Source organism: Streptomyces sp. NPDC014727 (assembly GCF_043083485.1).
In the GTDB taxonomy this organism is placed as follows: Bacteria; Actinomycetota; Actinomycetes; order Streptomycetales; family Streptomycetaceae; genus Streptomyces.
Genome location: NZ_JBIBYR010000006.1, coordinates 147838 through 168646, shown reverse-complemented (window position 1 = coordinate 168646; position 20809 = coordinate 147838). Strand labels below are relative to the sequence as shown.

Genomic DNA, 20809 nt, shown 5'->3' with positions numbered 1-20809 from the left:
CGCACGAACCCTCCCCGTTCCCACGTCTCGGAGGTTCACGCTCCATGAAGCTCACCGTCGTCGGCTGCTCCGGCTCGTTCCCGTCCCCGGGATCGGCGTGTTCGAGCTACCTCGTAGAGGCCGACGGCTTCAGGCTGCTCCTCGACATGGGCAACGGCGCCCTCGGCGAGCTGCAGCGCCATGTCGGTCTCTACGACCTCGACGCCGTCTTTCTCAGCCACCTCCATGTCGATCACTGCATCGACATGTGCGCCTACTTCGTCGTCCGTTACTACCGGCACGACGGTAGCCCTGCCGTCCCTCTCCCGGTCTACGGTCCCGACGGCACCGAACAGCGGCTGACCACCGCGCACGGCGACACCCCGTCCGAGCGGGCGATGAGCGAGGTCTTCGACTTCCACACGCTGAAGCCGGGCTCGTTCGAGATCGGCCCCTTCTCGGTCCGTACGGAGAAGGTCTGCCATCCCGTCGACTCCTTCGCCATCCGGATCGAGCACGGCGGCCGCTCGCTCACGTACTCCGGCGACACGGGCGCCTGCGAGGCCCTGGACGAGCTCGCCGAGGGCGTCGATCTGTTCCTCTGCGAAGCATCGTTCATCCATGGCAAGGAGGACATCCCGGACCTCCACCTCAACGGCCGCGAGGCGGGCGAGATCGCCGCTCGCGCCGGAGTGGGACGTCTCGTCCTCACCCACATCCCGCCCTGGACCGACGCCGACCGCAACCTGGCCGATGCCCGCATGTTCTTCGACGGACCGGTCGAGGTGGCGGCACCGGGCGCGGTCTACGAGATCTGAAGCCCGACCCACCCCGGGGACACGACGAAGCCCTCACCTCCCGCCGGGGAGGTGAGGGCTTCGAGCCGTTGCGGCGTACGGGCCGGGCCCGCGCCGAGGGCTACTTCGCCTCGGCCTTGAGGAGCTCGGCCAGCTCCTCGTCGGACTCGCGGCCCGGGGTCGGCAGGTTGAATTTGGTGATCGCGAAGCGGAAGACCACGTAGTAGACCACCGCGAAGCAGAGACCGACCAGCACCAGCAGCCATGGCTTGCTCGCGATGCCGAGGTTCAGGAAGAAGTCGACCGCACCGGCGGAGAAGCCGAAGCCGTCCTTCATGCCGAGGCCCCAGGTGAGGGCCATCGAGACACCGGTGAGCACCGCGTGGACCGCGTACAGCGCCGGGGCGATGAACATGAAGGTGAACTCGATCGGCTCGGTCACACCGGTGACGAACGCGGTGAGAGCGAGGGAGAACATCATGCCGCCGACGACCTTGCGGCGCTCGGGGCGGGCGCAGTGGACGATGGCGAGGCAGGCCGCCGGAAGGGCGAACATCATGATCGGGAAGAAGCCGGTCATGAACTGTCCGGCCGTCGGGTCACCGGCCAGGAAGCGGTTGATGTCGCCGCTCTTGCCGTGGTACTCACCGGCCTGGAACCACGGGAACGAGTTCAGCAGGTGGTGCATGCCGACCGGGATCAGCGCACGGTTGGCGACACCGAAGATGCCCGCGCCGACCGCGCCCGAACCGACCAGCCACTCACCGAAGTTGTGCAGTCCGGTGCCGAGCACCGGCCAGATGTAACCGAAGACGATGCCGATGACCAGGCCCGCGAACGCGGAGAGGATCGGGACCAGACGGCGGCCGCCGAAGAAGCCCGCCCAGGCCGGCAGCTTCGTCCGGTAGAACCGCTGGTAGAGCAGCGCGACGACGATGCCCATCACCACACCGCCGAGGACCTTGGCGTCCACGGGGGCGTCCGTCATGACCACCTTGCCGTCGACGACCGTCGCGACCTGCGGCAGGTTGCTGTCGGTGAAGGTGGCGAGCACCTTCTGGAAGACCAGGTAACCGGTGACGGCTGCGAGGGCGGTCGAGCCGTCCGACTTCTTGGCGAAGCCGATCGCGATGCCGACGGCGAACAGCAGCGCCATGTTGTCGAGGATCGCGTTGCCACCCGCGGCCATGAAGCTCGCGATCTTGGTGATGAAGCCCGGGAACGAGTCCCTGCCGAGCATGTCGTCGTTGCCGAGACGGACCAGGAGCGCCGCCGCGGGCAGCACCGCGACCGGCAGCATGAGGCTGCGGCCGATGCGCTGCATGACCGCCATCACGCCGGCGCCCTTCTTCTTGGTGACCGCGGGCGCGGTGTCTGCCGTGGACATCAATTCCTCCATTGGACAAGGCGCCGCCCAGGTCGATGAGGGGGGAGACGGCGACTCGAAGAACGCGGCAGATCGCCACGTGGTCTGAACCACTCAGTGGTGTAGACCAGTTGTAGCACGGTGTGGGCGAGATAAGGAACCTTCGCAATCAGACTACTTTGCATGAGTTATCGTCCACGCTCGGTGACATGGCGAAGGCCCCTGGATCCAAGGGTCCGAGGGCCTTCGTCGATGGGGCCGAAAGACCCACCTGATCTGCTATTTCGTGAGATCCCTCTCGATCTCCGCTTCCAGCTCATCGGGCTCCCGGCCCGGCGTCTGGAGATTGAATCTGGTGATCGCGAACCGGAAGATCACGTAATACGCGGCCGCGAAGGCCAGGCCGATCGGGATGATCAGCCATGGTTTGGTCGCCAGGCTCCAGTTGATGACGTAGTCGATCAGACCCGCGGAGAAGCTGAAGCCGTCCTTGACCCCGATCGCCCAGGTCACCGCCATCGAGACGCCGGTGAGCACCGCGTGGATCGCGTACAGCAGCGGTGCGACGAAGAGGAACGAGTACTCGATCGGCTCCGTGATGCCCGTCACGAACGACGTCAGGCCGACCGAGAGCATCATGCCGCCGACCGCCTTGCGGCGATGCGGCTTGGCGCAGTGGTAGATCGCCAGCGCCGCCGCGGGCAGGGCGAACATCATGATCGGGAAGAAGCCCGAGGTGAACTGACCGGCCGTCGGGTCACCCGCCAGGAAGCGGTTGATGTCACCGTGCACGACCGTACCGTCCGGCTTGGTGAAGTCGCCGAACTGGAACCAGACGAACGTGTTCAGGAACTGGTGAAGACCGATGACCAGCAGCGCGCGGTTGGCGACACCGAAGATGCCGGAGCCGGCCCAGTCGAGGTCCACCAGCCACTTGGAGAAGCTGGTCAGACCGTCGCCGATCGGCTGCCAGAGCCAGGCGCACAGCGCGGCGAAGAGCAGGCCGACGAACGCCATGATGATCGGGACGAGCCGGCGGCCGTTGAAGAAGCCCAGCCAGTCCACCAGCTTGACCCGGTGGTACCGCTGCCAGAACCAGGCGGACAGCAGGCCCATCACGATGCCGCCGAACACCCCGGGGTTCTGGTACTGCGCGGCCGTCACTTTGGCGTTGCCCGTGACGCAGGTGCCGAACCAGGTGCCGCCCGAGGTGAACGTCGAGCCGGGCGCGCAGTCCACCGGGAAGGCGTGCAGCACCGCGTAGTAGACGAGGAAGCCGGCCACCGCGGCGAGCGCGGTCGAGCCGTCCGACTTCTTCGCCATGCCGATCGCCACACCGATGCAGAACAGCAGCGGGAGGCCGAGCCCCGAGTCGAGCAGCGCACCGCCCGCGGCCTCGAACACCTTGGCCACGTTGCCCCAGCGCAGGCCCTCGTCGCCGAATACGTCCGGCTGGCCGAGCCGGTTGAGAATGCCTGCCGCGGGCAGGACGGCGATCGGGAGCTGGAGGCTGCGGCCCATCTTCTGGAGGCCTTGGAAGAAGCCGTTCCACCATGTCCTCCGCGGTACTGCGGCGCTGCTCGTCGAGCTCATCGGCGTCCTCCCGGAACACGGCGCGGCCGGCGGTTGTTGCACACTGGTGTAGACCAGTTGGGGTACGGTGCGTAACCCGCCTGGAAGACAGGGCATCGATGATCGTCATCATTGGGGACGGTCCAGACACTCGCTCGCGAAGCTGGGCCAAACGTGCGTTACGGTGACGAAACGGACCCAGGGTGGGCCGTCGCACGCATGTGAACAACCAGGGAGAAGGCCATGGCCAGCAAGGCTGAGAAGATCGTCGCCGGGCTCGGCGGTATCGAGAACATCGACGAGATCGAAGGCTGCATCACACGCCTCCGCACCGAGGTCCACGACCCCAGCAAGGTCGACGAAGCCGCGCTCAAGGCCGCCGGAGCCCACGGCGTCGTCAAGATGGGCACCGCGATCCAGGTCGTCATCGGCACCGACGCCGACCCCATCGCCGCCGACATCGAAGACATGATGTGACCGGCCCTCGAACCCTCCGCATAACCCCCCGCTGAGCCGGCCCGCTCAGCGCCACGCAGGCCCCGCCCGCCCGGACGGGGCCTGTGCCGCACCGCAACGGAAGCCGCGCCCGCCCCCGCACCGCAACGCTCCGGCAGCCGCCCCGGGCACCCGAACGGACGCCGCCCACGCACCGGATACAGTCGACGCCATGTCTCGTATCGACGGCCGCACCCCCGAACAGCTCCGCCCCGTCACCATCGAACGCGGATGGAGCAAGCACGCCGAAGGCTCCGTACTCATCTCCTTCGGCGACACCAAGGTCTTCTGCACCGCCTCCGTCACCGAGGGCGTCCCCCGCTGGCGCAAGGGCAGCGGCGAAGGCTGGGTCACCGCCGAATACTCCATGCTGCCCCGCTCCACCAACACCCGCGGCGACCGGGAATCCGTACGCGGCAAGATCGGCGGCCGCACCCACGAGATCAGCCGGCTCATCGGCCGCTCCCTGCGCGCCGTCGTCGACTACAAGGCCCTCGGCGAGAACACCATCGTCCTGGACTGCGACGTCCTCCAGGCCGACGGCGGCACCCGCACCGCCGCCATCACCGGCGCCTACGTCGCCCTCGCCGACGCCGTCACCTGGGCCCAGCGCAAGAAGCTCGTCAAGCACGGCCGCAAGCCACTGACCGACACCGTCTCCGCGATCAGCGTCGGCATCGTCGACGGCACCCCCCTCCTCGACCTCTGCTACGAGGAGGACGTCCGCGCCGACACCGACATGAACGTCGTCTGCACCGGCGACGGCCGCTTCGTCGAGGTCCAGGGCACCGCCGAGGCCACCCCCTTCGACCGCAAGGAACTGGGCGTCCTCCTCGACCTCGCCACCGCCGGCTGCGCGGACCTCACCGTCTTCCAGCACGAGGCGCTCGCGCGCACCCTGGGCGAGTAAAGAAGCAACCACATACGCACCACAACGCGTCGTTACGAGCACGGGCGCACGGGTCGAACCGTGCGCCCGTCCGCGTATCCGCACCCGGGGAGGAACCGCACCATGGCCAAGGCCCGCCACCGCCGCACCACCGTCGCGCTGACCCTGACCGCCCTCACCCTCACGCTCACCGCGACAGCCGGCTGCGGCGCCGTCGACAAGGCACTCGACTGCGTGCGAACCGCCGACGCCATCGCCACCAGCGCCGACAACCTCCAACAGGCCGTCTCCAACGCGTCCGACGACCCCACCCAGGCATCCGAAGCCCTCGACGACATCGAGAAGGAACTCGGCAACCTCGGCGACAAGACCGACAACGCCGACCTCGGCAAGGCCGTCGACCACCTCCGGGCCGGCGTCGGCAACGTCCGCGACGCCATCGACAAGGGCGACACCACCCCCGACATCACTCCCGTCACCGACGCCGCCAAGGAAATCGGCAAGGTCTGCACGCCCTGACCACCCCCGATACTGGGTGACATGACCCGCCTCATCCTCGCCACCCGCAACGCCGGGAAGATCACCGAACTCCACGCGATCCTCGCCGACGCAGGCCTCGACCACGAACTCGTCGGCGCGGACGCATACCCGGACATCCCCGACGTCAAGGAGACCGGCGTCACCTTCGCCGAGAACGCCCTGCTCAAGGCCCACGCCCTCGCGAAGGCCACCGGCCACCCCGCCATCGCCGACGACTCCGGCCTCTGCGTGGACGTACTCGGCGGCGCCCCCGGCATCTTCTCCGCCCGCTGGTCCGGCACCCACGGCGACGACCGGGCCAACCTGGACCTGCTCCTGGCCCAGCTCTCCGACATCGACGACGCCCACCGCCGGGCCCACTTCGCCTGCGCGGCCGCCCTCGCCCTCCCCGACGGCACGGAACGCGTGGTCGAGGGCCGCCTGACGGGCACCCTGCGCCACACCCCGTCCGGCACGAACGGCTTCGGCTACGACCCGATCCTCCAGCCGGAGGGCGAGACCCGCACCTGCGCCGAGCTGACCCCGGCCGAAAAGAACGCGATCAGCCACCGCGGCAAGGCGTTCCGGGCGCTGGTGCCGGTGGTGCGGGAGTTGGTGGGGTGACAGCGTCTCGGTGAACGCGACAGGCCCAGCTCGCTGCAGAAGCGAGCCGGGCCTGTCACCGGGGTGCGCGAGGAGGGACTCGAACCCTCACGCCGCTAGGGCACTGGTACCTAAAACCAGCCTGTCTCACCAATTCCAGCACTCGCGCGTCTCCGGCAGTCTACAAGGGAAGGCCGCAACAGACCCGAAGACCTATATGGCGGCCGATTTAGCAGGGCGCCGGTTCCTGCACCATGTGTCAGTGAGCGCGTGGCAGTTGGGACAGAGGTAGCGAAGGTTCTCGGCCCGGTTGTCGAGCCACTCACCGTTGATGTGATCGATCTGGAGCGTGAAGGACTGGCCCAGCCACTTGCCCGGGTTGCCGCAGGATTCGCAGCGGTACGCGACACCTATCTCCTGAAGGGCGCGGTGCAGCCTTTCCCGGTTTGTGCGTGTTGACCCTTGAGGCCTGACCACCAGGGTCGTCGGCGCGATCGCTTTGGGCTCGCGCGGCTCGCGCACCTGCGTCGAAGCCCAGGGGCGGCGAGTGAAGTGGCGTGTGTCGAGCTGCAGCTGAAGGACCTTGCGCCGCACGCGGCGGTGGTTCGTGTCGTTGACCTCAAGGCTGAGTGCACGCATGACGTCCGCGTAGCTGGTAGCTCGCGGGACGGCGTCCCGCAGAGTGTCCTCCGGGATCGCAACGCGTGCCTTGCGGAAATGTGAGGTATCGACCCCTCTCCTGCGTAGCAGGCTTGCCAGCGAAGAGCGTGACTGACTGTCGTCGCCCATTCCAAGGCTTCGCGCCACTCCGCGAACGCTCTCGGCGGCGGCCGTGGCGGTCCGTAACTCCTCGGTGGTGAACAGCAGGGCCAGTTGCGGACGGTTCATGCCGGGGAAGTGGCTGACATCGATCCCCGCGGCCGTGATGCGGCGGCTTATGTGGGACAGCGTGCCGCTTGCCGGTGGTGCACCGAGTTTGGTGACGACCTCGCGCAGCGACGACGAGGATGCAACAGCGGCCTCAATGGCCGAGTCCGGGTACTTCCGCCACGGACTTCGTTGCTTGAAATGGGCTGTGTCCAGCCCGTACCCGGCTACCTTCTCCTGCAGTACACGCCGCTGGCCGCCGCTCTTCTTGAGTCCGAGTCGGCGCATCAGATCCGTCCAGTTCTTGGACTCGGCGACGGCGGCGGTGAGCCTCTCCCGCTCGTACACATCAGACATTTCTCCCCCTCGTGCAAGCGGGACCGAGGCGTTGGTGTGCGACGTCGCGGTCGACACCTTCCGGTAGCTCGCGGGTATACCGAACCGGCATGTTCCCCTCCGCATCCGACCGCACGTTCGCGGCCTCGTACGGATCAACGAGCCGTTTATCGGAGAGTCACGTCCGATATCCGACAAGATGCGGAATGGCCCGCACCGCTTCAACGTCGATTGATGCGGTGCGGGCCGATCCGGCGTGGGGCACCAAAGAGGCGCGGAGGCCCCGGGTCAGAACTTCGGCTCAGGTGTCTGGGCCGCGCACAGTTCCGCCGCCTCCTCCTCCGTCTCCACCGACGGCGGCGAGCCGGCCAGGGGCTGCTGGGCGGTCTCCTTCATGCAGGCCACGGCGATCACGCCGACCAGGGCCGCCGCCATCGCGTAGTAGGCCGGCATCAGGTTGGTGCCGCTCCAGCTGATCAGGGCCGTGATCACCAGCGGGGTCGTGCCGCCGAAGAGGGAGGCCGAGAGGTTGTAGCCCACGGAGAGGGAGCCGTAGCGGACATGAGTGGGGAAGAGCGCGGGGAGCGCGGCGGACATGGTGCCCAGCATGCAGACCAGCGAGAGCCCCAGCATCAGCATGCCGGTCGTGATCGCGGGGATGCCGCCCTGGCGGATGAGGAGGAAGGCGGGGAGGGAGAGGAAGAAGAAGCCGAGCATGCCGGTCATCAGGAGCGGCTTGCGGCCGAAGCGGTCGGAGAGCTTGCCGACCTGGCTGATGATCAGTATCAGGAAGACCATGACGACGAGCAGGACGAGCAGGCCGTGCGTCTCGCTGTAGCCGAGTTCGTCGGAGAGATAGGTCGGCATGTACGACAGCAGCATGTAGTCGGTGATGTTGTACGCGCCGACCAGGCAGATGCAGAGGATCAGCGTCGGCCAGTACTGCCGGAAGATCTTGGCGAGGTCGCCCTTGGCGGTGGTCTCGACGCCGTCGGCGGCCTCGGTCGCGTGTGCGGTGCCGCCCTCCAGTTTCTGGAAGGCGGGCGTCTCGTCCAGGCGCAGTCGCAGGTAGAGGCCGACCAGGCCGAGCGGTCCCGCGACGAGGAACGGGATGCGCCAGCCCCAGGCCTCCATGGCCGGAGTCGAGTATCGCGGTCAGGGCGGTGACGAGTCCGGCGGCGCCCACGTAGCCGGCCAGCGTGCCGAATTCGAGGAAGCTGCCGAAGTAGCCGCGGCGTTTGTCGGGGGCGTACTCGGCGATGAAGGTGGAGGCGCCGCCGTACTCACCGCCGGTGGAGAAGCCCTGGACCAGCCTGAAGAAGATCAACAGGGCGGGGGCCCAGAGTCCGATGGAGTCGTGCGAGGGGATGACTCCGATCGCGAAGGTGCCGACCGCCATCATGATCATGGTGAGGGCGAGGACCTTCTTGCGGCCGATCTTGTCGCCCATGGGGCCGAAGAACATTCCGCCGAGGGGCCTTACGAGGAACGCGACGGCGAAGGTGGCGAAGGAGGAGAGGAGCTGGGTGGTGTCGTTCCCGGACGGGAAGAAGACATGGCCCAGGGTGACGGCCAGGTAGGAGTAGATGCCGAAGTCGAACCACTCCATGGCGTTGCCGAGCGATGCCGCCTTCACCGCCCGCTTGACCGCCCGGTCGTCGGTGACGGTGATGTCCGTCCGGCGCAGCTTCGGGTTCTTCCGCTGCCGGATGGCGCGGAAGAGGGTGGGGTGGCGTTTGACCGCTTCCGGATCGGCCGCCTGGTGGGGGTCGGAGGCCGCCATGGTCGGGTCCTTTCCTCGGGTGGGTGTTCAGGAAAGGCTTCTGCGCGGCCATGGCGGTCGCAAACCGATTCGGTGGCCGAATGGGATGTCCCTCACATCCTTTCGGCCGTCCGGGGGGCTTCTCGGCTCTCTGCGGCGGTCAGGGGGTCCGTCGGTCGCGGGAGCCGTTCCCGGCGGGGCGGGTCAGATCCCGAGGTCCTTGATGATCTTGGCTACGTGGCCGGTGGCCTTGACGTTGTAGAGGGCTCGCTCGACCTTGCCCTCCTCGTCCACGACGATCGTGGAGCGGATGACGCCCGTCACCGTTTTGCCGTAGAGCTTCTTCTCGCCGAAGGCGCCGTATGCCTCAAGGGTCTCCTTGGAGGGGTCGCCGACCAGGGTGACCTTGAGGTTCTCCTTCTCGCGGAACTTGGCGAGCTTCTCGGGCTTGTCGGGGGAGACGCCGATGACGTCGTATCCGGCGCCGGCGAGCAGTTCCAGGTTGTCGGTGAAATCGCAGGCCTGCTTGGTGCAGCCGGGGGTGAGGGCGGCCGGGTAGAAGTACACGACGACCTTGCGGCCCTTGTGGTCGGCGAGCGAGATCTCGTTGCCGTCGGCGTCGGGGAGGGTGAAGGCGGGGGCGGTGTCGCCGGGCTGGAGTCGCTCGCTCATGGTTCTCCTCAGGTGGCACGTGGGGTGTACGGGACCGAGCGTAATAGGGGTGCCGCCGGGTGCGTGGGCGGTGGAGCTGACAGACTGTCGATGAAGGTTTACCGGACGAGGACCACGGAGGCGGCGCGGTGTCGGATGCCAGGACCCCTGCGCAGATCGAGGCGGACATCATCAGCAGGCGTGAGCAGCTTGCGGTGGTGCTCGATGAGATCGGGGTGCGGGTGCACCCGAAGACGATCATGGGTGATGCGAAGGCCAAGGCCGCCGAGGCAGTGGACCGGACGGCGGGGCGGGCTTTTGTCGCGGTGAACCGGACGGTGTCGGACGTGAAGGCGCAGTTCGTGTCCGAGGACGGTGCTGCGCGTCTGGAGCGGGTGATCCCGGCGGCGTTGCTGGCGGTGGGTGTCGTGGGCCTGGTCGTGGTGTCGAAGCGGCGCAGGAAGAACTGATCAGGAAGAACTGATCAGGAAGAACTGATGAAGAACTGATGCCGCGATCCGCGTACCCCGGGGGCGTGCGGAGCCGCGGCGGGCAGGTAGGTTGCGGGGCGTGAGCGAGAACAGCGACGACAAGCTGCCCATCCGTATGCTGCACGACCGTGTGCTGGTCCGGTCCGATACGCCGGAGGGCGAGCGGCGGTCGGGCGGCGGCATCCTGATTCCGGCGACGGCAGCGGTCGGCCGTCGGCTGGCCTGGGCCGTCGTGGTCGCGGTGGGTCAGAACGTGCGGACGGTGGAGCCGGGCGACCGGGTGCTGTACGACCCCGAGGACCGTGCGGAGGTCGAGGTGCGCGGTGTGGCGTATGTGCTGATGCGTGAGCGGGATCTGCACGCGGTGGCGGCGGACCGGTTCGAGGGGTCGGTGGATTCCACCGGGTTGTATCTGTAGGCCGTGGCAGTCGCGAGTGACCTGGTGACCGGTGTCACCAGGTCTTTTGCTTGTTCTTTGCTACGGTGGAGCCACCCGACGAGACGCGCCGTACCGGGCTTCGCAAAGACGACGCACCCCGTGTTGTTCGCGTTCTGTCTTGTCGGAGGTGCTGTCGTGGCGTGGGTTCTGCTGGTTGTCGCCGGTCTGCTGGAAGTGGCCTGGTCGATCGGGATGAAGTACACGGAGGGGTTCACCCGGCTGTGGCCGAGTGTGTTCACGGGGCTCGGGATCGTGGCGAGCATGGTGATGCTGTCCCATGCGGCGAGGACGCTCCCGATCGGTACGGCGTACGGCGTGTGGGTCGGTATCGGGGCGGCCGGTGCGGCGGTCCTCGGCATGGTGGTGCTGGGTGAGCCGGCGACCGCCGCCCGGATCTTCTTCGTCTGTCTGCTGTTGGTGGCGGTCGTGGGGCTGAAGGCGACCTCGGGTCATTGACGCGGTGTCACGAGCGCCGGGGGCGCCGGCGGTGCCACGGGTGCCGGGGGTGCCGCGGGCGCCGCGGGTGCCACGGGTGCCGAGGGGGCGGGGGTGCCCGGGGCGCCCGGGAGCAAGTCGTAGCCGTTCCCGGCGCCGGGGCCGCCCGGACCGCCGATGTTCCCGTCGCCGTTCACCGCACCGCCGTTCACCGCGCCGCCGCCGGTCGGGCCGCCGGTCTCCGTGCCGCCGATGGCGGGTCCGCCGGTTCCGGGTCCGGGCGGGCCGCTGGGCGAGGTGTTTCCGGTGCTGCCGGGCGGAGTGCCGACGGGGGGCCCGGATGGTGTCACGGTGCTGCCGGGGCTGCTGCTCTGTTCCGTGGGCAGGGCGGTTTCCTCGGCGCCGCTTTCGAGGTTGAGGCCGAAGTCCTGGACCATGGTGCCGCGGAGCGCGGCCTCGGTGTACTGGGCCCAGGTCCGGGCGGGTGTGTCACCGCCATTGAGGCGGTCCAGCCCGAGTGCTCCGTAGAGTGATTTCTGCACGCCGGTCTCGGGGTCCTGGCCCATGACGGCGATGACGGTGGTGAGGTCGGGGGTGTATCCGGCGAACCAGGCCGCCTTGTCGTCCTCGGCGGTGCCGGTCTTGCCCGCGGCGGGGCGGCCGGCCGCCTGGGCGGCGGCGCCGGAGCCGCTCTCGACGACGCTCTGGAGGATCGCGGTGGTGGTGTCGGCCGCCTCCCGGCTGACGGCCTGCCCGGTGCTCCTGCCGGGGAGCTCCAGGTCCGTGCCGCCCTTGCTGACCCTGTCGACGAGGACGTACGCGCCGTGCCTGCCGTGGTCGGCGAGGGTGGCGTATGCCTCGGCCATGTCGAGGACGCTCGCGGTGGCGACTCCGAGCGCGATGGACGGGTACGGGGTGAGGTCGGGGGTGTTCTCGGGGATGCCGAGGTCGATGGCGGTCTGCTTGACCTTTCCGGGGCCGACGTCCTCGGCCATCTGGGCGTAGACGGCGTTGACGGACTTGTCGGTGGCTCTGCGGACGGTGATGGGGCCGTAGTCGATGTCGTCCTCGTTGGCGGGGGAGTATCCGGTAGGTCCGTCGGGGCCCTCGACCATGCGCTTGTTCGTGCCGTCGTAGACGGTGTTGGGGGTGATGAGCTGCCCGTCCTGGGTGGTGGAGCCGTTGGCGACGGCGGAGGTGAAGACGAACGGCTTGAAGGTGGAGCCGACCTGGTAGTCGCGGCGGGTCGCGTTGTTCACGTACTGCTTGGTGTAGTCGACACCGCCGTACATGGCGACGACCCGGCCGGTGCCGGTGTCGATGGAGGCGCCGCCGACGCGGACGTTGCGGTCGGCCTCGCGGTCGGGGCTCGTCTGGGACATCACGTTGTCGTCGACGGCTTTGACGAGCGCGTTCTGCTTCGTCCTGTCCAGGGTGGTGGTGATCCGGTAGCCGCCGGTGGCCAGGGTGTTCTCATCGATGATCTTGTTGCTGGTGAGGTAGTCGTCGACGGCCTGGACGACGTAGCCGCGCTGTCCGGAGAGTCCGGTGGGCGGCTTGACCTTGCCCGGCACGGGGAACTTCATGGCGGCGCGTTCGCCGGCGCCGAGCCACTTCTCCTTGACCATGCCGTCGAGTACGTAGTTCCAGCGCGCGAGGGCCGCGGTCTTGTTCTCGGGGTGGACGACGACGTCGTACGCGCTGGGGGCATTGAGGAGGGAGGCGAGGTAGGCGCCTTCGGCGGTGGTGATCGAGCCGATGTCCTTGCTGTAGTAGGCCTGGGCGGCGGCCTGGATGCCGTAGGCGTTGCGGCCGAAGTAGCTGGTGTTGAGGTACCCCTCGAAGATCTGGCTCTTGGACTCCTCGCGGTTCAGTTTGACCGCGATGAAGAACTCCTTGATCTTGCGGGCGACGGTCTGTTCCTGGCCGAGGTAGTAGTTCTTGACGTACTGCTGGGTGATCGTCGACCCGCCCTGCGTGCCCTTGCCGGTGAAGGTGTTCCAGGCAGCGCGGGCCATGGCCATGAGGTCGACGGCCCGTTCGGAGTAGAAGTCGCGGTCCTCGGCGGCGAGGACCGCGTGCTGGACGGTCAGTGGGACCTGGGCGAGTTCGACGTTCTCCCGGTTGACCTCGCCGGAGCGGGCGATGACGCTGCCGTCCTTGTAGAGGTAGACGTTGGACTGCGCGGTGGCGCTGGCGTTGGCGGGCGGGATGCCGACGAGTTCGTACCCGGCGATGAAGCCGCCGATCAGGAGGGCGACGACGACGAGGACGGCGCCGACGACCATTCGCCAGGTGGGGACGGCGCGGCGCCAGCCGGTGCGCTTGGGTTTCTTCGTCCTGCCGCGTCCGCCGCCCTGTTCTCCGCCGTGGCCGCTGTGACTGCTGTGGCTGCTGTGACTGCTGTGGCTGCCGTGGCCGGCGTGAGCGCTGTTGTCGTCGTGGGCGGACGGATCCCTGGGGGCCCAGGGTTCGTTCTCCCCGCTCGGCTGCTGTGGCTCGTCGCTCATGTCCGTGCAGACTCCTCGGCCGCGGTCAGTTCCCTCATAGTGCCCTTTTCCATGGAATAAGCCGCGGATCGACCCCCGAAAAGCGGTCGCGGCGGCTGCCTCCACTGGTCTAAGGTCTTGCGCTTTGGTGTCCAACGCCGTTGGGCGCCTGAGCGATGAGCGACGGGGGTGAACGCGGTGCGGCTGTACGCGGTGGTGGCGGCGGGCGGGTTCCGGCGCTATGCCACCTACCGGACGGCGACGGCGGCGGGAGTCTTCACCAACACCGTCTTCGGTTTCATCATGACGTACACCTATGTGGCGCTGTGGGAGCAGCGTCCGCGGCTCGGCGGTTACGACATGCCCGAGGCGCTCACCTATGTCTGGCTGGGGCAGGCTCTGCTGATGACTTGCGCCATGATGGGCGGCGGTTTCGAGGACGAGCTGATCGAGCGAATCCGTACCGGCGATGTCGCGGTCGATCTCTACCGGCCCGTGGACCTCCAACTGTGGTGGCTGGCCGGAGACTTGGGGCGGGCGGCGTTCCATCTGCTGGGCCGCGGCATCGTCCCGATGCTCCTGGGCTCGCTCGCCTTCGAGCTGGCGCTGCCCGGCTCGCCCGGGATCTGGCTGGCCTTTCTCCTCTCGGTGGCGCTCGGTGTCGTGGTCAGTTTCGCCATCCGCTATCTGGTGGCGCTCTCCGCGTTCTGGCTGCTGGACGGGGCGGGGGTGTCGCAGATGACGGCCCTGGCGGGGATGTTCTTCTCCGGGATGCTGCTGCCGCTGACGCTGTTCCCCGGCGTGTTGGGCGAGGTGGCGCGGGCGCTGCCGTGGTCGTCGCTGCTCCAGGTCCCCGCCGATGTGCTGCTCGGCAAGCACACGGGGTGGGGTCTGGTGGAGGCGTACGCCTTCCAGGGCGGCTGGGCGGTGACGCTGCTGCTGGTGGGGCGGTTGGTGCAGTCGGTCGCGACGAGGAGGGTGGTGGTCCAGGGTGGCTGAGACGGCCGGGGCGGTGAAGGCGGCCGGGGCCGGGACGGCGGACCCGCCCGAGGTGGTGTTCGTCGAGCGGTCGAGGCTCGTCGAGGGGGTCCGGGCATACGGGCTGATCGCGGCGATGTGGCTGCGCTCGACGATGGCCTACCGCGCCTCGTTCGCGATGACGGCGTTCGGGAACTTCGCGGCGACCGCCTTCGACTTCGTCGCGATCCTGCTGATGTTCTCGCACGTGGACGCGCTGGGCGGGTACTCACTGCCCGAGATCGCCCTGCTGTACGGGGCCTCGGGCACCGCGTTCGGGCTCGCCGATCTGGTGATGGGGTCGATGGACCGGCTGGGGCGGCGAGTGCGCGACGGCACGCTGGACACGCTGCTGGTACGGCCGGTGCCGGTGCTCGCCCAGGTCGCGGCGGACCGGTTCGCGTTGCGCCGGCTGGGGCGGATCACCCAGGGGGCGCTGGTTCTCGGGTACGCACTTGTGGTGCTGGACGTCGACTGGACGCTGCTGAGGGTGGTGATGATTCCGCTGATGCTGCTGAGCGGGGCGGCGATCTACGCCGCGGTGTTCGTGGCCGGGGCGGCGTTCCAGTTCGTCGCGCAGGACGCCTCCGAGGTGCAGAACTCCTTCACGTACGGAGGGAACACGCTGCTCCAGTACCCGCCGTCGATCTTCGCGAAGGATCTGGTGCGCGGGGTGACGTTCGTGGTGCCGCTGGCCTTCGTGAACTGGCTGCCCGCGCTCTACGTGCTGGGCCGCGACTATCCGCTGGACCTGCCGGACTGGGTGGCGTTCCTGCCCCCGGTGGTGGCGGGCCTGTGCGGGCTGCTCGCGGGTCTGGCCTGGCGCACGGGTCTGCGCGCCTACCGCAGCACGGGAAGTTGACGGAACACGGGCAGGACAGGACAGGACGGGACAGGGCAGGGCAGGGCAGGACAGGGCAGGACAGGACAGGGCAGCGCAGGCCGGGGCAGGGACAAGGTCAGGGATGAGGGACATGGACGCGGGACCCGACACCGATACCGCTGTCAGCGGTATCGACACCACCGACACCACACGCACCGGCGCCGGCGCCGGTTTCATCGAGCTCGACAACGTCGAGAAGGTCTTCGACGTGCGCCGCAAGACCGGATTCATGCGTGGTGAACGCCACCAGGTGCGCGCCGTCGACTCCATCAGCTTCCGTGTCGCGCGGGGCGAGATGGTCGGCTACATCGGGCCGAACGGTGCCGGGAAGTCGACCACGATCAAGATGCTGACCGGCATCCTCACGCCGAGCGGCGGCCGGCTGCGGGTGGCGGGCATCGACCCGTCCAGGGAGCGTACGAGGCTGGCGCACCGGATCGGGGTGGTGTTCGGCCAGCGCACCACGCTCTGGTGGGACCTGCCGCTGCGCGACTCGTACCGGCTGATGCACCGGATGTACCGGATTCCTGATGCCCGCTTCCGCGAGAATCTGGACCGCTGCGTCGAACTCCTGGACCTGGGCGAGCTGTTGGACGTACCCGTGCGGCAGCTGTCGCTGGGGCAGCGGATGCGCGGTGACATCGCGGCGGCGCTGCTGCACGATCCCGAGGTGCTGTACCTGGACGAGCCGACGATCGGCCTGGATGTCGTGTCCAAGGTCAAAGTCCGCCAGTTCCTGCGGGACTTGAACGCCGAAAGCGGTACGACCGTGCTGCTCACCACGCACGACCTGACGGACATCGAGCAGCTCTGCAAGCGCGTGATGGTGATCGATCACGGCAGGCTGATGTATGACGGCGCGCTCGCCGGGCTGCACGAGGTGGGCGAGAGCGAGCGGACCCTGGTGGTCGACCTGGAGCGTGAACTCCCTCCGATCCGGCTGGACGCGTCGCCTTCGGTCCGCACGGTGAAGGTGGAGGGGCCGCGCCAGTGGCTGGCCTTCCCGGCCTCGGAGTCGGCCGCGCCGCTGGTCGCCCGGATCGCCGCGGACTACCCGCTGGTCGACCTGTCGGTGCGCGAGCCCGACATCGAGGCCGTGATCGCGAAGATGTACGCGTCGTCCGGCGGCCGGCGGGTCGGTGACGGGAGCGTACGCGTTCAATAGGCTGCGCGGTATGACAAGTGACCTTCCGGAAATGCGTGCCTCCGATACCGAGCGTGAGCGTGTCGCCGAGACCCTGCGCGAGGCGGTGGCCGAGGGCCGGCTGGAGATGGAGGAGTTCGAGCAGCGGCTCGAATCGGCCTACAAGGCGCGTACGCACGGGGAGTTGGAGCCGCTCGTACGTGACCTTCCGGCGCCGGGCGCGGAGGTGCCTTCGTTGAGCCCGGCCCCGGTACGCGCGGCTACAGGATCGGCGGTGCGCTGGGCGGACCGGGTTGGCAAGCCCGCTACGTCGAGCGGGGCCTTCGCGTTCTGGGGCGGGTTCGGCCGCCGGGGGAACTGGACGGTGGGCCGGAAGTTCACCGCGTTCGCGATGTGGGGCGGCGGTGAGATCGATCTGCGCGAGGCCGACTTCGAGGACCGTGAGGTCGTGATCCGCTGCATCACGATCATGGGTGGCATTCATGTGGTGGTGCCGCCGGAGCTGAATGCCGACGTCAGGGGCATCGGCATCATGGGCGGCTTCGGCGAGCACGCGAAGGACGAGGGGGTTGTGTCGCCGGATTCTCCGCGGGTGCGGATCACCGGGTTCGCGCTGATGGGCGGCGTCGGTGTGGAGCGCAAGCGGAGCAAGGCGGAGAAGCAGCGGCTGAAGGAGGCCGAACGGGCCCGGGAGCTGGACCGGCGGCGCGGCGGGTCGGAGAAGGACGAGGGGGCCTCGGGCCGGTTCGAGGACTGAGCCCGAAGGCCGTTTCGTCCCCCGTCCGGCCCTCTGCCGCGGCGGCCCCGCCCTTCTCGTCAGAGCTGGTCGGAGACGGGCTGTCCGTGCTGCAGGGCCGCCAGGTCCACCAGCGAACCCAGCCGCCGGTAGCCCGTGTCGTTCAGGTGGAGGTGGTCGCCGGAGTCGTAGGACGGCAGGAGCCGGGAGGGGCGGTACGGGTCGCGGGCCGCCTTGTCGAAATCGATGACCGAGTCGAAGACCCCGCCCGCCCGGATGAGGTCGTTGACCTGTTCCCGTACGGCGTTCTGGACGGGCGTCCAGGTGCGGAACCCCTCGTACGGCATCAGCGTCGCCCCGACGACCCGCAGTCCGCGTGCGTGGGCGCGCTGGGTCAGGGACCGTAGGGCGTCCGCGATGCGCCGCGGGTCGGTCTCCTGCGGGGACTGCTGCACATCGTTGATGCCCAGCGCGATGACGACGGTCCTCACCCCGGCGACGTCCAGTACGTCGCGGTCGAAGCGGGCACTCGCCCGCACGCCGCGTCCGTCGCGCAGGATGCGGTTGCCCGCGATGCCCGCGTTGGCCACTGCGTACCGGTCGTGCAGCCGGTCGGCCAGGACGTCGGGCCAGCGGCTGTTGGCGTCGAGGGTGGAGCCGGTGCCCGCCGTGAGCGAGTCGCCGATCACGGCGATCGTTCCGGCGGCGGTCTCGTTGTGCACGTCGACGGCGGTGAGGTAGCGCCAGTCGGTGGTGCGCCAGGTGCCCCGCTCGTCCTCCACGTACGACGTCTGGTGGGTGCCCGGGTGGATCGTGACGGGACCCTCGGCGGTGGGAGTGCGCAGGGCGACGACGAGATCCGCGTCGGCGGCGACCGGGACGACGACCGGGTCGCTGACGACCCGCCCGCCCGCGGCGACGGTCACGGCGGACGCGCCGCGGAAGGTCACGGGGCGGGTGTTCACCGTGGCGTGGTCTATCACCAGGGGGCGCGTACCGAAGAGGTTGGAGAGGGTGATGCGGGCCGCGTCGCCCCCGATGCTGGTGTGCACGACGTTACGGATGGTGCGCCGGGCCGGGTCACCGCCGTGGTACGTGTCGATCACGCCGGCGGTGGGTGCCGCCGTCCAGGTGCTGAGCCAGAGGCCGGTGGAGTGGGCGGGCGCGGCGGGCGTACGGGCCACGGACCGCCGATCGGGTGCGGCGATCTGCTTGCGGCCGGTGCCGGAACCCGAGAACAGCAGCGGGCCGGCGAACGCCACCCCGGCGGCGAGTGCGGCGGTGCCCGCCACGAGGGCGATGAGCAGGGCGTACCCCTGACGCCTGGGCATGGGCGGTGTGTCTCCTCGTGGTTGTCGGGCTGATCCCATGATGGGGCAGGGCTCCGGGAACTCGACGTGCGGCCCGGGAGTAGGTCAGGTAGGGACAATGCGTACGGGACACCGGGGGCGATACGTACGCGGACGGGTGGAGCGGATGGAACGGATCGATCGGACCGGACCCGGGGAACAGGGTGCGGGGCAGGCGGAGCGTGCCCACGAGCAGGCGGCGGGCGCGGCCCGTTCCGGGACCGGCGGCCGTCCGGCCCCCCTTGCCTCGTTCGCGTACACCGCCGCGGACGAGGAGAAGCGGCGCGGCGTACGCCGGATGAAGACCACGGCGACGGGCCTCCTTCTGCTGGTCGCGCTGGTGTACGTCCTCGCCACCTGGGCGAAGAACGTGGGCGTGGGCGGCTGGCCGGGCTTCGTCGCCGCGGCAGCCGAGGCGGGGATGGTGGGTGCGCTGGCCGACTGGTTCGCCGTCACGGCGCTGTTCAAGCGTCCGCTCGGCCTGCCGATCCCGCACACCGCCATCATCCCCACCAAGAAGGACCAGCTGGGGGCCTCCCTGGGTTCCTTCGTCGGGGAGAATTTCCTTTCCGGCGATGTCGTGCGCAGCCGTATACATGCTCTCGGCATCGGTGGCCGGCTCGGGGCCTGGCTGGCCGAGCCGCAGCACGCCGACCGGGTCACCGCCGAGCTGTCGACCGCGCTGCGCGGTGCGCTGACGGTGCTGCGGGACTCCGATGTGCAGGCCGTGGTGGGCGAGGCGATCACCCGGCGGGCCAACGCGGCGGAGATCGCTCCGGGCCTCGGCAAGATGCTGGAGAAGATCGTCGCCGACGGCGGCCACCGCAGGGTGGTGGACCTGATCTGTGTGCGCGCCCACGACTGGCTGGTGCTGCACGGCGATTCGGTGATGAACGCGGTGCAGGGCGGCGCGCCGGGCTGGACGCCGCGGTTCGTCGACAAGCGGGTGGGGGAGCGGGTCTACAAGGAGCTGCTGCGCTTCGTCACGGAGATGCGGGACATGCCGGGGCACCCGGCGCGCGCCTCGATCGACACGTTCCTGACGGACTTCGCGGCCGACCTCCAGACGGATGAGGACACCCGGGCGCGGGTGGAGCGGCTGAAGTCGGAGATCCTGGGGCGTGCCGAGGTCCAGGAGGTCATCGCTTCGGCCTGGTCGTCCGTACGCACGATGATCATCACGGCGGCGGACGACGAGCAGAGCGAGCTGCGGCTGCGGGCGCGGGCCTCGTTGCTGACGTTCGGCGCGCGGCTGGCGACGGACGGGCGGATGCAGGCCAAGCTGGAGGGCTGGCTGGAGGACGCGGCGGTCTATGTCGTCACGACGTACCGCACGGAGATCACCTCGCTGATCAGCGACACGGTCGCGAGCTGGGACGCGGACCAGACGTCGAAGAAGATCGAGGCGCACATCGGCCGCGACCTGCAGTTCATCCGGATCAACGGCACGGTGGTGGGTGCGCTGGCCGGGCTGCTGATCTACACGGTGTCGCGGGCGCTGGGGGCGTAGGACGCAGGGCGCGCGGAGTCCGGGGCATCCGGTCCCAGGGAAGCCGGGGCCCGGCGCGCCCCCGGTCCGGTTCGCGAGGGCGGGCGCCGGGCGCCCGGAGGGGCCTGGGTCAGGCGGCCCGGCGTGTGACCGCCCACGACGCGGCGGCCACGCCGCCCGCCACGGCGAAGACGGCGGGCCAGGCGCCGACCTTCTTGGCCAGCGGGTGCGAACCGGCGAACGCGGCGACATACGCGGCGGTCAGCCCGGCGGCCGCACGGGGTCCCGCCTGCCGGTTCCACTCGTACGCGGCGACGCTGCCCGCGGCGGCGAGGGCGGCCCCGCCCAGCGGCCGCTTCTTCGTCCACCGGGCGACGGCGTACCCGCCGACCAGCCCGCTCGCCGCCACCGCCGCTGCAGGAACCTTCGCCATCGCAGCCACCTTCGCCTTCTCGTTCGTGTCGTCCGGGCCCGGAGCCCGGGTCTTCGAGGCTAACGCGG

The 20809-nt window shown here is 69.1% G+C and carries 20 protein-coding genes, 1 tRNA gene, 1 pseudogene and 1 riboswitch; of the genes and pseudogenes, 13 read left to right on the top strand and 9 right to left on the bottom strand.

Annotated elements, in window-relative coordinates:
- Positions 1 to 44 precede the first annotated feature (44 nt).
- Entirely contained in the window at positions 45 to 797 is a 753-nt protein-coding gene (locus ACF1B9_RS12710; RefSeq protein WP_391744040.1) for an MBL fold metallo-hydrolase, read from the top strand.
- A gap of 100 nt (positions 798 to 897) precedes the next feature.
- On the opposite strand, the gene ACF1B9_RS12705 is transcribed toward ACF1B9_RS12710, so the two are convergent.
- Both ACF1B9_RS12705 and ACF1B9_RS12700 read right to left on the bottom strand, forming a co-directional pair.
- Positions 898 to 2163, bottom strand: a complete 1266-nt coding sequence (locus tag ACF1B9_RS12705; RefSeq protein WP_391744042.1) for a PTS transporter subunit EIIC — start codon at positions 2161 to 2163, stop codon at positions 898 to 900.
- A 258-nt stretch (positions 2164 to 2421) separates the two neighbouring features.
- The gene (locus ACF1B9_RS12700; protein WP_391744044.1) at positions 2422 to 3735 is read right to left on the bottom strand and encodes a PTS transporter subunit EIIC; all 1314 of its coding nucleotides are present in this window, start codon (positions 3733 to 3735) and stop codon (positions 2422 to 2424) included.
- 222 nt (positions 3736 to 3957) lie between these two features.
- Here ACF1B9_RS12700 and ACF1B9_RS12695 point away from each other — a divergent pair, with 222 nt between their 5' ends.
- The 4 genes from ACF1B9_RS12695 to rdgB all read left to right on the top strand — a co-directional run bounded on the left by ACF1B9_RS12695 (position 3958) and on the right by rdgB (position 6241).
- Positions 3958 to 4191, top strand: coding sequence for a glucose PTS transporter subunit EIIB (locus ACF1B9_RS12695; RefSeq protein WP_014156020.1), 234 nt, complete (start codon positions 3958 to 3960; stop codon positions 4189 to 4191).
- A 190-nt stretch (positions 4192 to 4381) separates the two neighbouring features.
- Positions 4382 to 5119: a ribonuclease PH gene (gene rph, locus ACF1B9_RS12690; RefSeq protein WP_391744046.1), complete on the top strand. Its 738-nt coding sequence runs from the start codon at positions 4382 to 4384 to the stop codon at positions 5117 to 5119.
- A 102-nt stretch (positions 5120 to 5221) separates the two neighbouring features.
- On the top strand, positions 5222 to 5617 hold the full coding sequence (locus ACF1B9_RS12685) for a hypothetical protein (protein ID WP_391744048.1): 396 nt from the start codon (positions 5222 to 5224) through the stop codon (positions 5615 to 5617).
- Positions 5618 to 5638: 21 nt separating this feature from the next.
- A complete protein-coding gene (gene rdgB / locus ACF1B9_RS12680) occupies positions 5639 to 6241 on the top strand; it encodes an RdgB/HAM1 family non-canonical purine NTP pyrophosphatase (protein WP_391744050.1) in 603 nt (200 codons plus the stop codon).
- A gap of 64 nt (positions 6242 to 6305) precedes the next feature.
- Here the strand turns inward: rdgB and ACF1B9_RS12675 are convergent.
- The 4 genes and pseudogenes from ACF1B9_RS12675 to bcp form a co-directional block, all read right to left on the bottom strand.
- A tRNA-Leu gene (locus ACF1B9_RS12675) sits at positions 6306 to 6389 on the bottom strand.
- 44 nt (positions 6390 to 6433) lie between these two features.
- Positions 6434 to 7444 carry an HNH endonuclease gene (locus tag ACF1B9_RS12670; protein WP_391744051.1) on the bottom strand — a complete coding sequence of 337 codons (1011 nt, stop codon included), beginning with the start codon at positions 7442 to 7444 and terminating at the stop codon, positions 6434 to 6436.
- Positions 7445 to 7711: 267 nt separating this feature from the next.
- Positions 7712 to 9206: pseudogene (gene proP / locus ACF1B9_RS12665) on the bottom strand (glycine betaine/L-proline transporter ProP).
- Between the two features lie 183 nt (positions 9207 to 9389).
- Entirely contained in the window at positions 9390 to 9857 is a 468-nt protein-coding gene (gene bcp, locus ACF1B9_RS12660) for a thioredoxin-dependent thiol peroxidase (protein ID WP_391744053.1), read from the bottom strand.
- A gap of 128 nt (positions 9858 to 9985) precedes the next feature.
- Here bcp and ACF1B9_RS12655 point away from each other — a divergent pair, with 128 nt between their 5' ends.
- The 3 genes from ACF1B9_RS12655 to ACF1B9_RS12645 all read left to right on the top strand — a co-directional run bounded on the left by ACF1B9_RS12655 (position 9986) and on the right by ACF1B9_RS12645 (position 11222).
- Positions 9986 to 10306, top strand: a complete 321-nt coding sequence (locus tag ACF1B9_RS12655) for a DUF3618 domain-containing protein (protein WP_391744055.1) — start codon at positions 9986 to 9988, stop codon at positions 10304 to 10306.
- Positions 10307 to 10406: 100 nt separating this feature from the next.
- Positions 10407 to 10745 (top strand): GroES family chaperonin, encoded by a 339-nt coding sequence (locus ACF1B9_RS12650; RefSeq protein ID WP_391744056.1) that lies wholly within the window; start codon positions 10407 to 10409, stop codon positions 10743 to 10745.
- A gap of 54 nt (positions 10746 to 10799) precedes the next feature.
- Positions 10800 to 10863, top strand: a riboswitch (guanidine-III (ykkC-III) riboswitch).
- 38 nt (positions 10864 to 10901) lie between these two features.
- Positions 10902 to 11222 (top strand): DMT family transporter, encoded by a 321-nt coding sequence (locus tag ACF1B9_RS12645; protein ID WP_376208069.1) that lies wholly within the window; start codon positions 10902 to 10904, stop codon positions 11220 to 11222.
- Here ACF1B9_RS12645 and ACF1B9_RS12640 read toward each other — a convergent pair.
- Positions 11216 to 13711: a transglycosylase domain-containing protein gene (locus tag ACF1B9_RS12640; RefSeq protein WP_391744058.1), complete on the bottom strand. Its 2496-nt coding sequence runs from the start codon at positions 13709 to 13711 to the stop codon at positions 11216 to 11218. The genes ACF1B9_RS12645 and ACF1B9_RS12640 overlap by 7 nt on opposite strands.
- Positions 13712 to 13888: 177 nt before the next feature.
- On the opposite strand from ACF1B9_RS12640, the gene ACF1B9_RS12635 reads away from it, so the two are divergent.
- The 4 genes from ACF1B9_RS12635 to ACF1B9_RS12620 all read left to right on the top strand — a co-directional run bounded on the left by ACF1B9_RS12635 (position 13889) and on the right by ACF1B9_RS12620 (position 17491).
- Complete coding sequence (locus ACF1B9_RS12635) at positions 13889 to 14689, top strand: ABC transporter permease (RefSeq protein WP_391744078.1); 801 nt, start codon at positions 13889 to 13891, stop codon at positions 14687 to 14689.
- Entirely contained in the window at positions 14682 to 15569 is an 888-nt protein-coding gene (locus tag ACF1B9_RS12630) for an ABC transporter permease (protein WP_391744059.1), read from the top strand. The genes ACF1B9_RS12635 and ACF1B9_RS12630 overlap by 8 nt, the downstream gene beginning before the upstream one ends.
- A 112-nt stretch (positions 15570 to 15681) precedes the next feature.
- Positions 15682 to 16755 (top strand): ATP-binding cassette domain-containing protein, encoded by a 1074-nt coding sequence (locus tag ACF1B9_RS12625; protein WP_391744061.1) that lies wholly within the window; start codon positions 15682 to 15684, stop codon positions 16753 to 16755.
- 31 nt (positions 16756 to 16786) lie between these two features.
- On the top strand, positions 16787 to 17491 hold the full coding sequence (locus ACF1B9_RS12620; protein ID WP_391744079.1) for a DUF1707 domain-containing protein: 705 nt from the start codon (positions 16787 to 16789) through the stop codon (positions 17489 to 17491).
- 59 nt (positions 17492 to 17550) lie between these two features.
- Here ACF1B9_RS12620 and ACF1B9_RS12615 read toward each other — a convergent pair whose 3' ends face one another.
- Positions 17551 to 18801: an SGNH/GDSL hydrolase family protein gene (locus ACF1B9_RS12615; protein ID WP_391744062.1), complete on the bottom strand. Its 1251-nt coding sequence runs from the start codon at positions 18799 to 18801 to the stop codon at positions 17551 to 17553.
- 145 nt (positions 18802 to 18946) lie between these two features.
- On the opposite strand from ACF1B9_RS12615, the gene ACF1B9_RS12610 reads away from it, so the two are divergent.
- Positions 18947 to 20329: a DUF445 domain-containing protein gene (locus tag ACF1B9_RS12610; protein ID WP_391744064.1), complete on the top strand. Its 1383-nt coding sequence runs from the start codon at positions 18947 to 18949 to the stop codon at positions 20327 to 20329.
- A 109-nt stretch (positions 20330 to 20438) separates the two neighbouring features.
- On the opposite strand, the gene ACF1B9_RS12605 is transcribed toward ACF1B9_RS12610, so the two are convergent.
- A complete protein-coding gene (locus ACF1B9_RS12605; protein ID WP_391744065.1) occupies positions 20439 to 20741 on the bottom strand; it encodes a hypothetical protein in 303 nt (100 codons plus the stop codon).
- Positions 20742 to 20809: the final 68 nt, after the last annotated feature.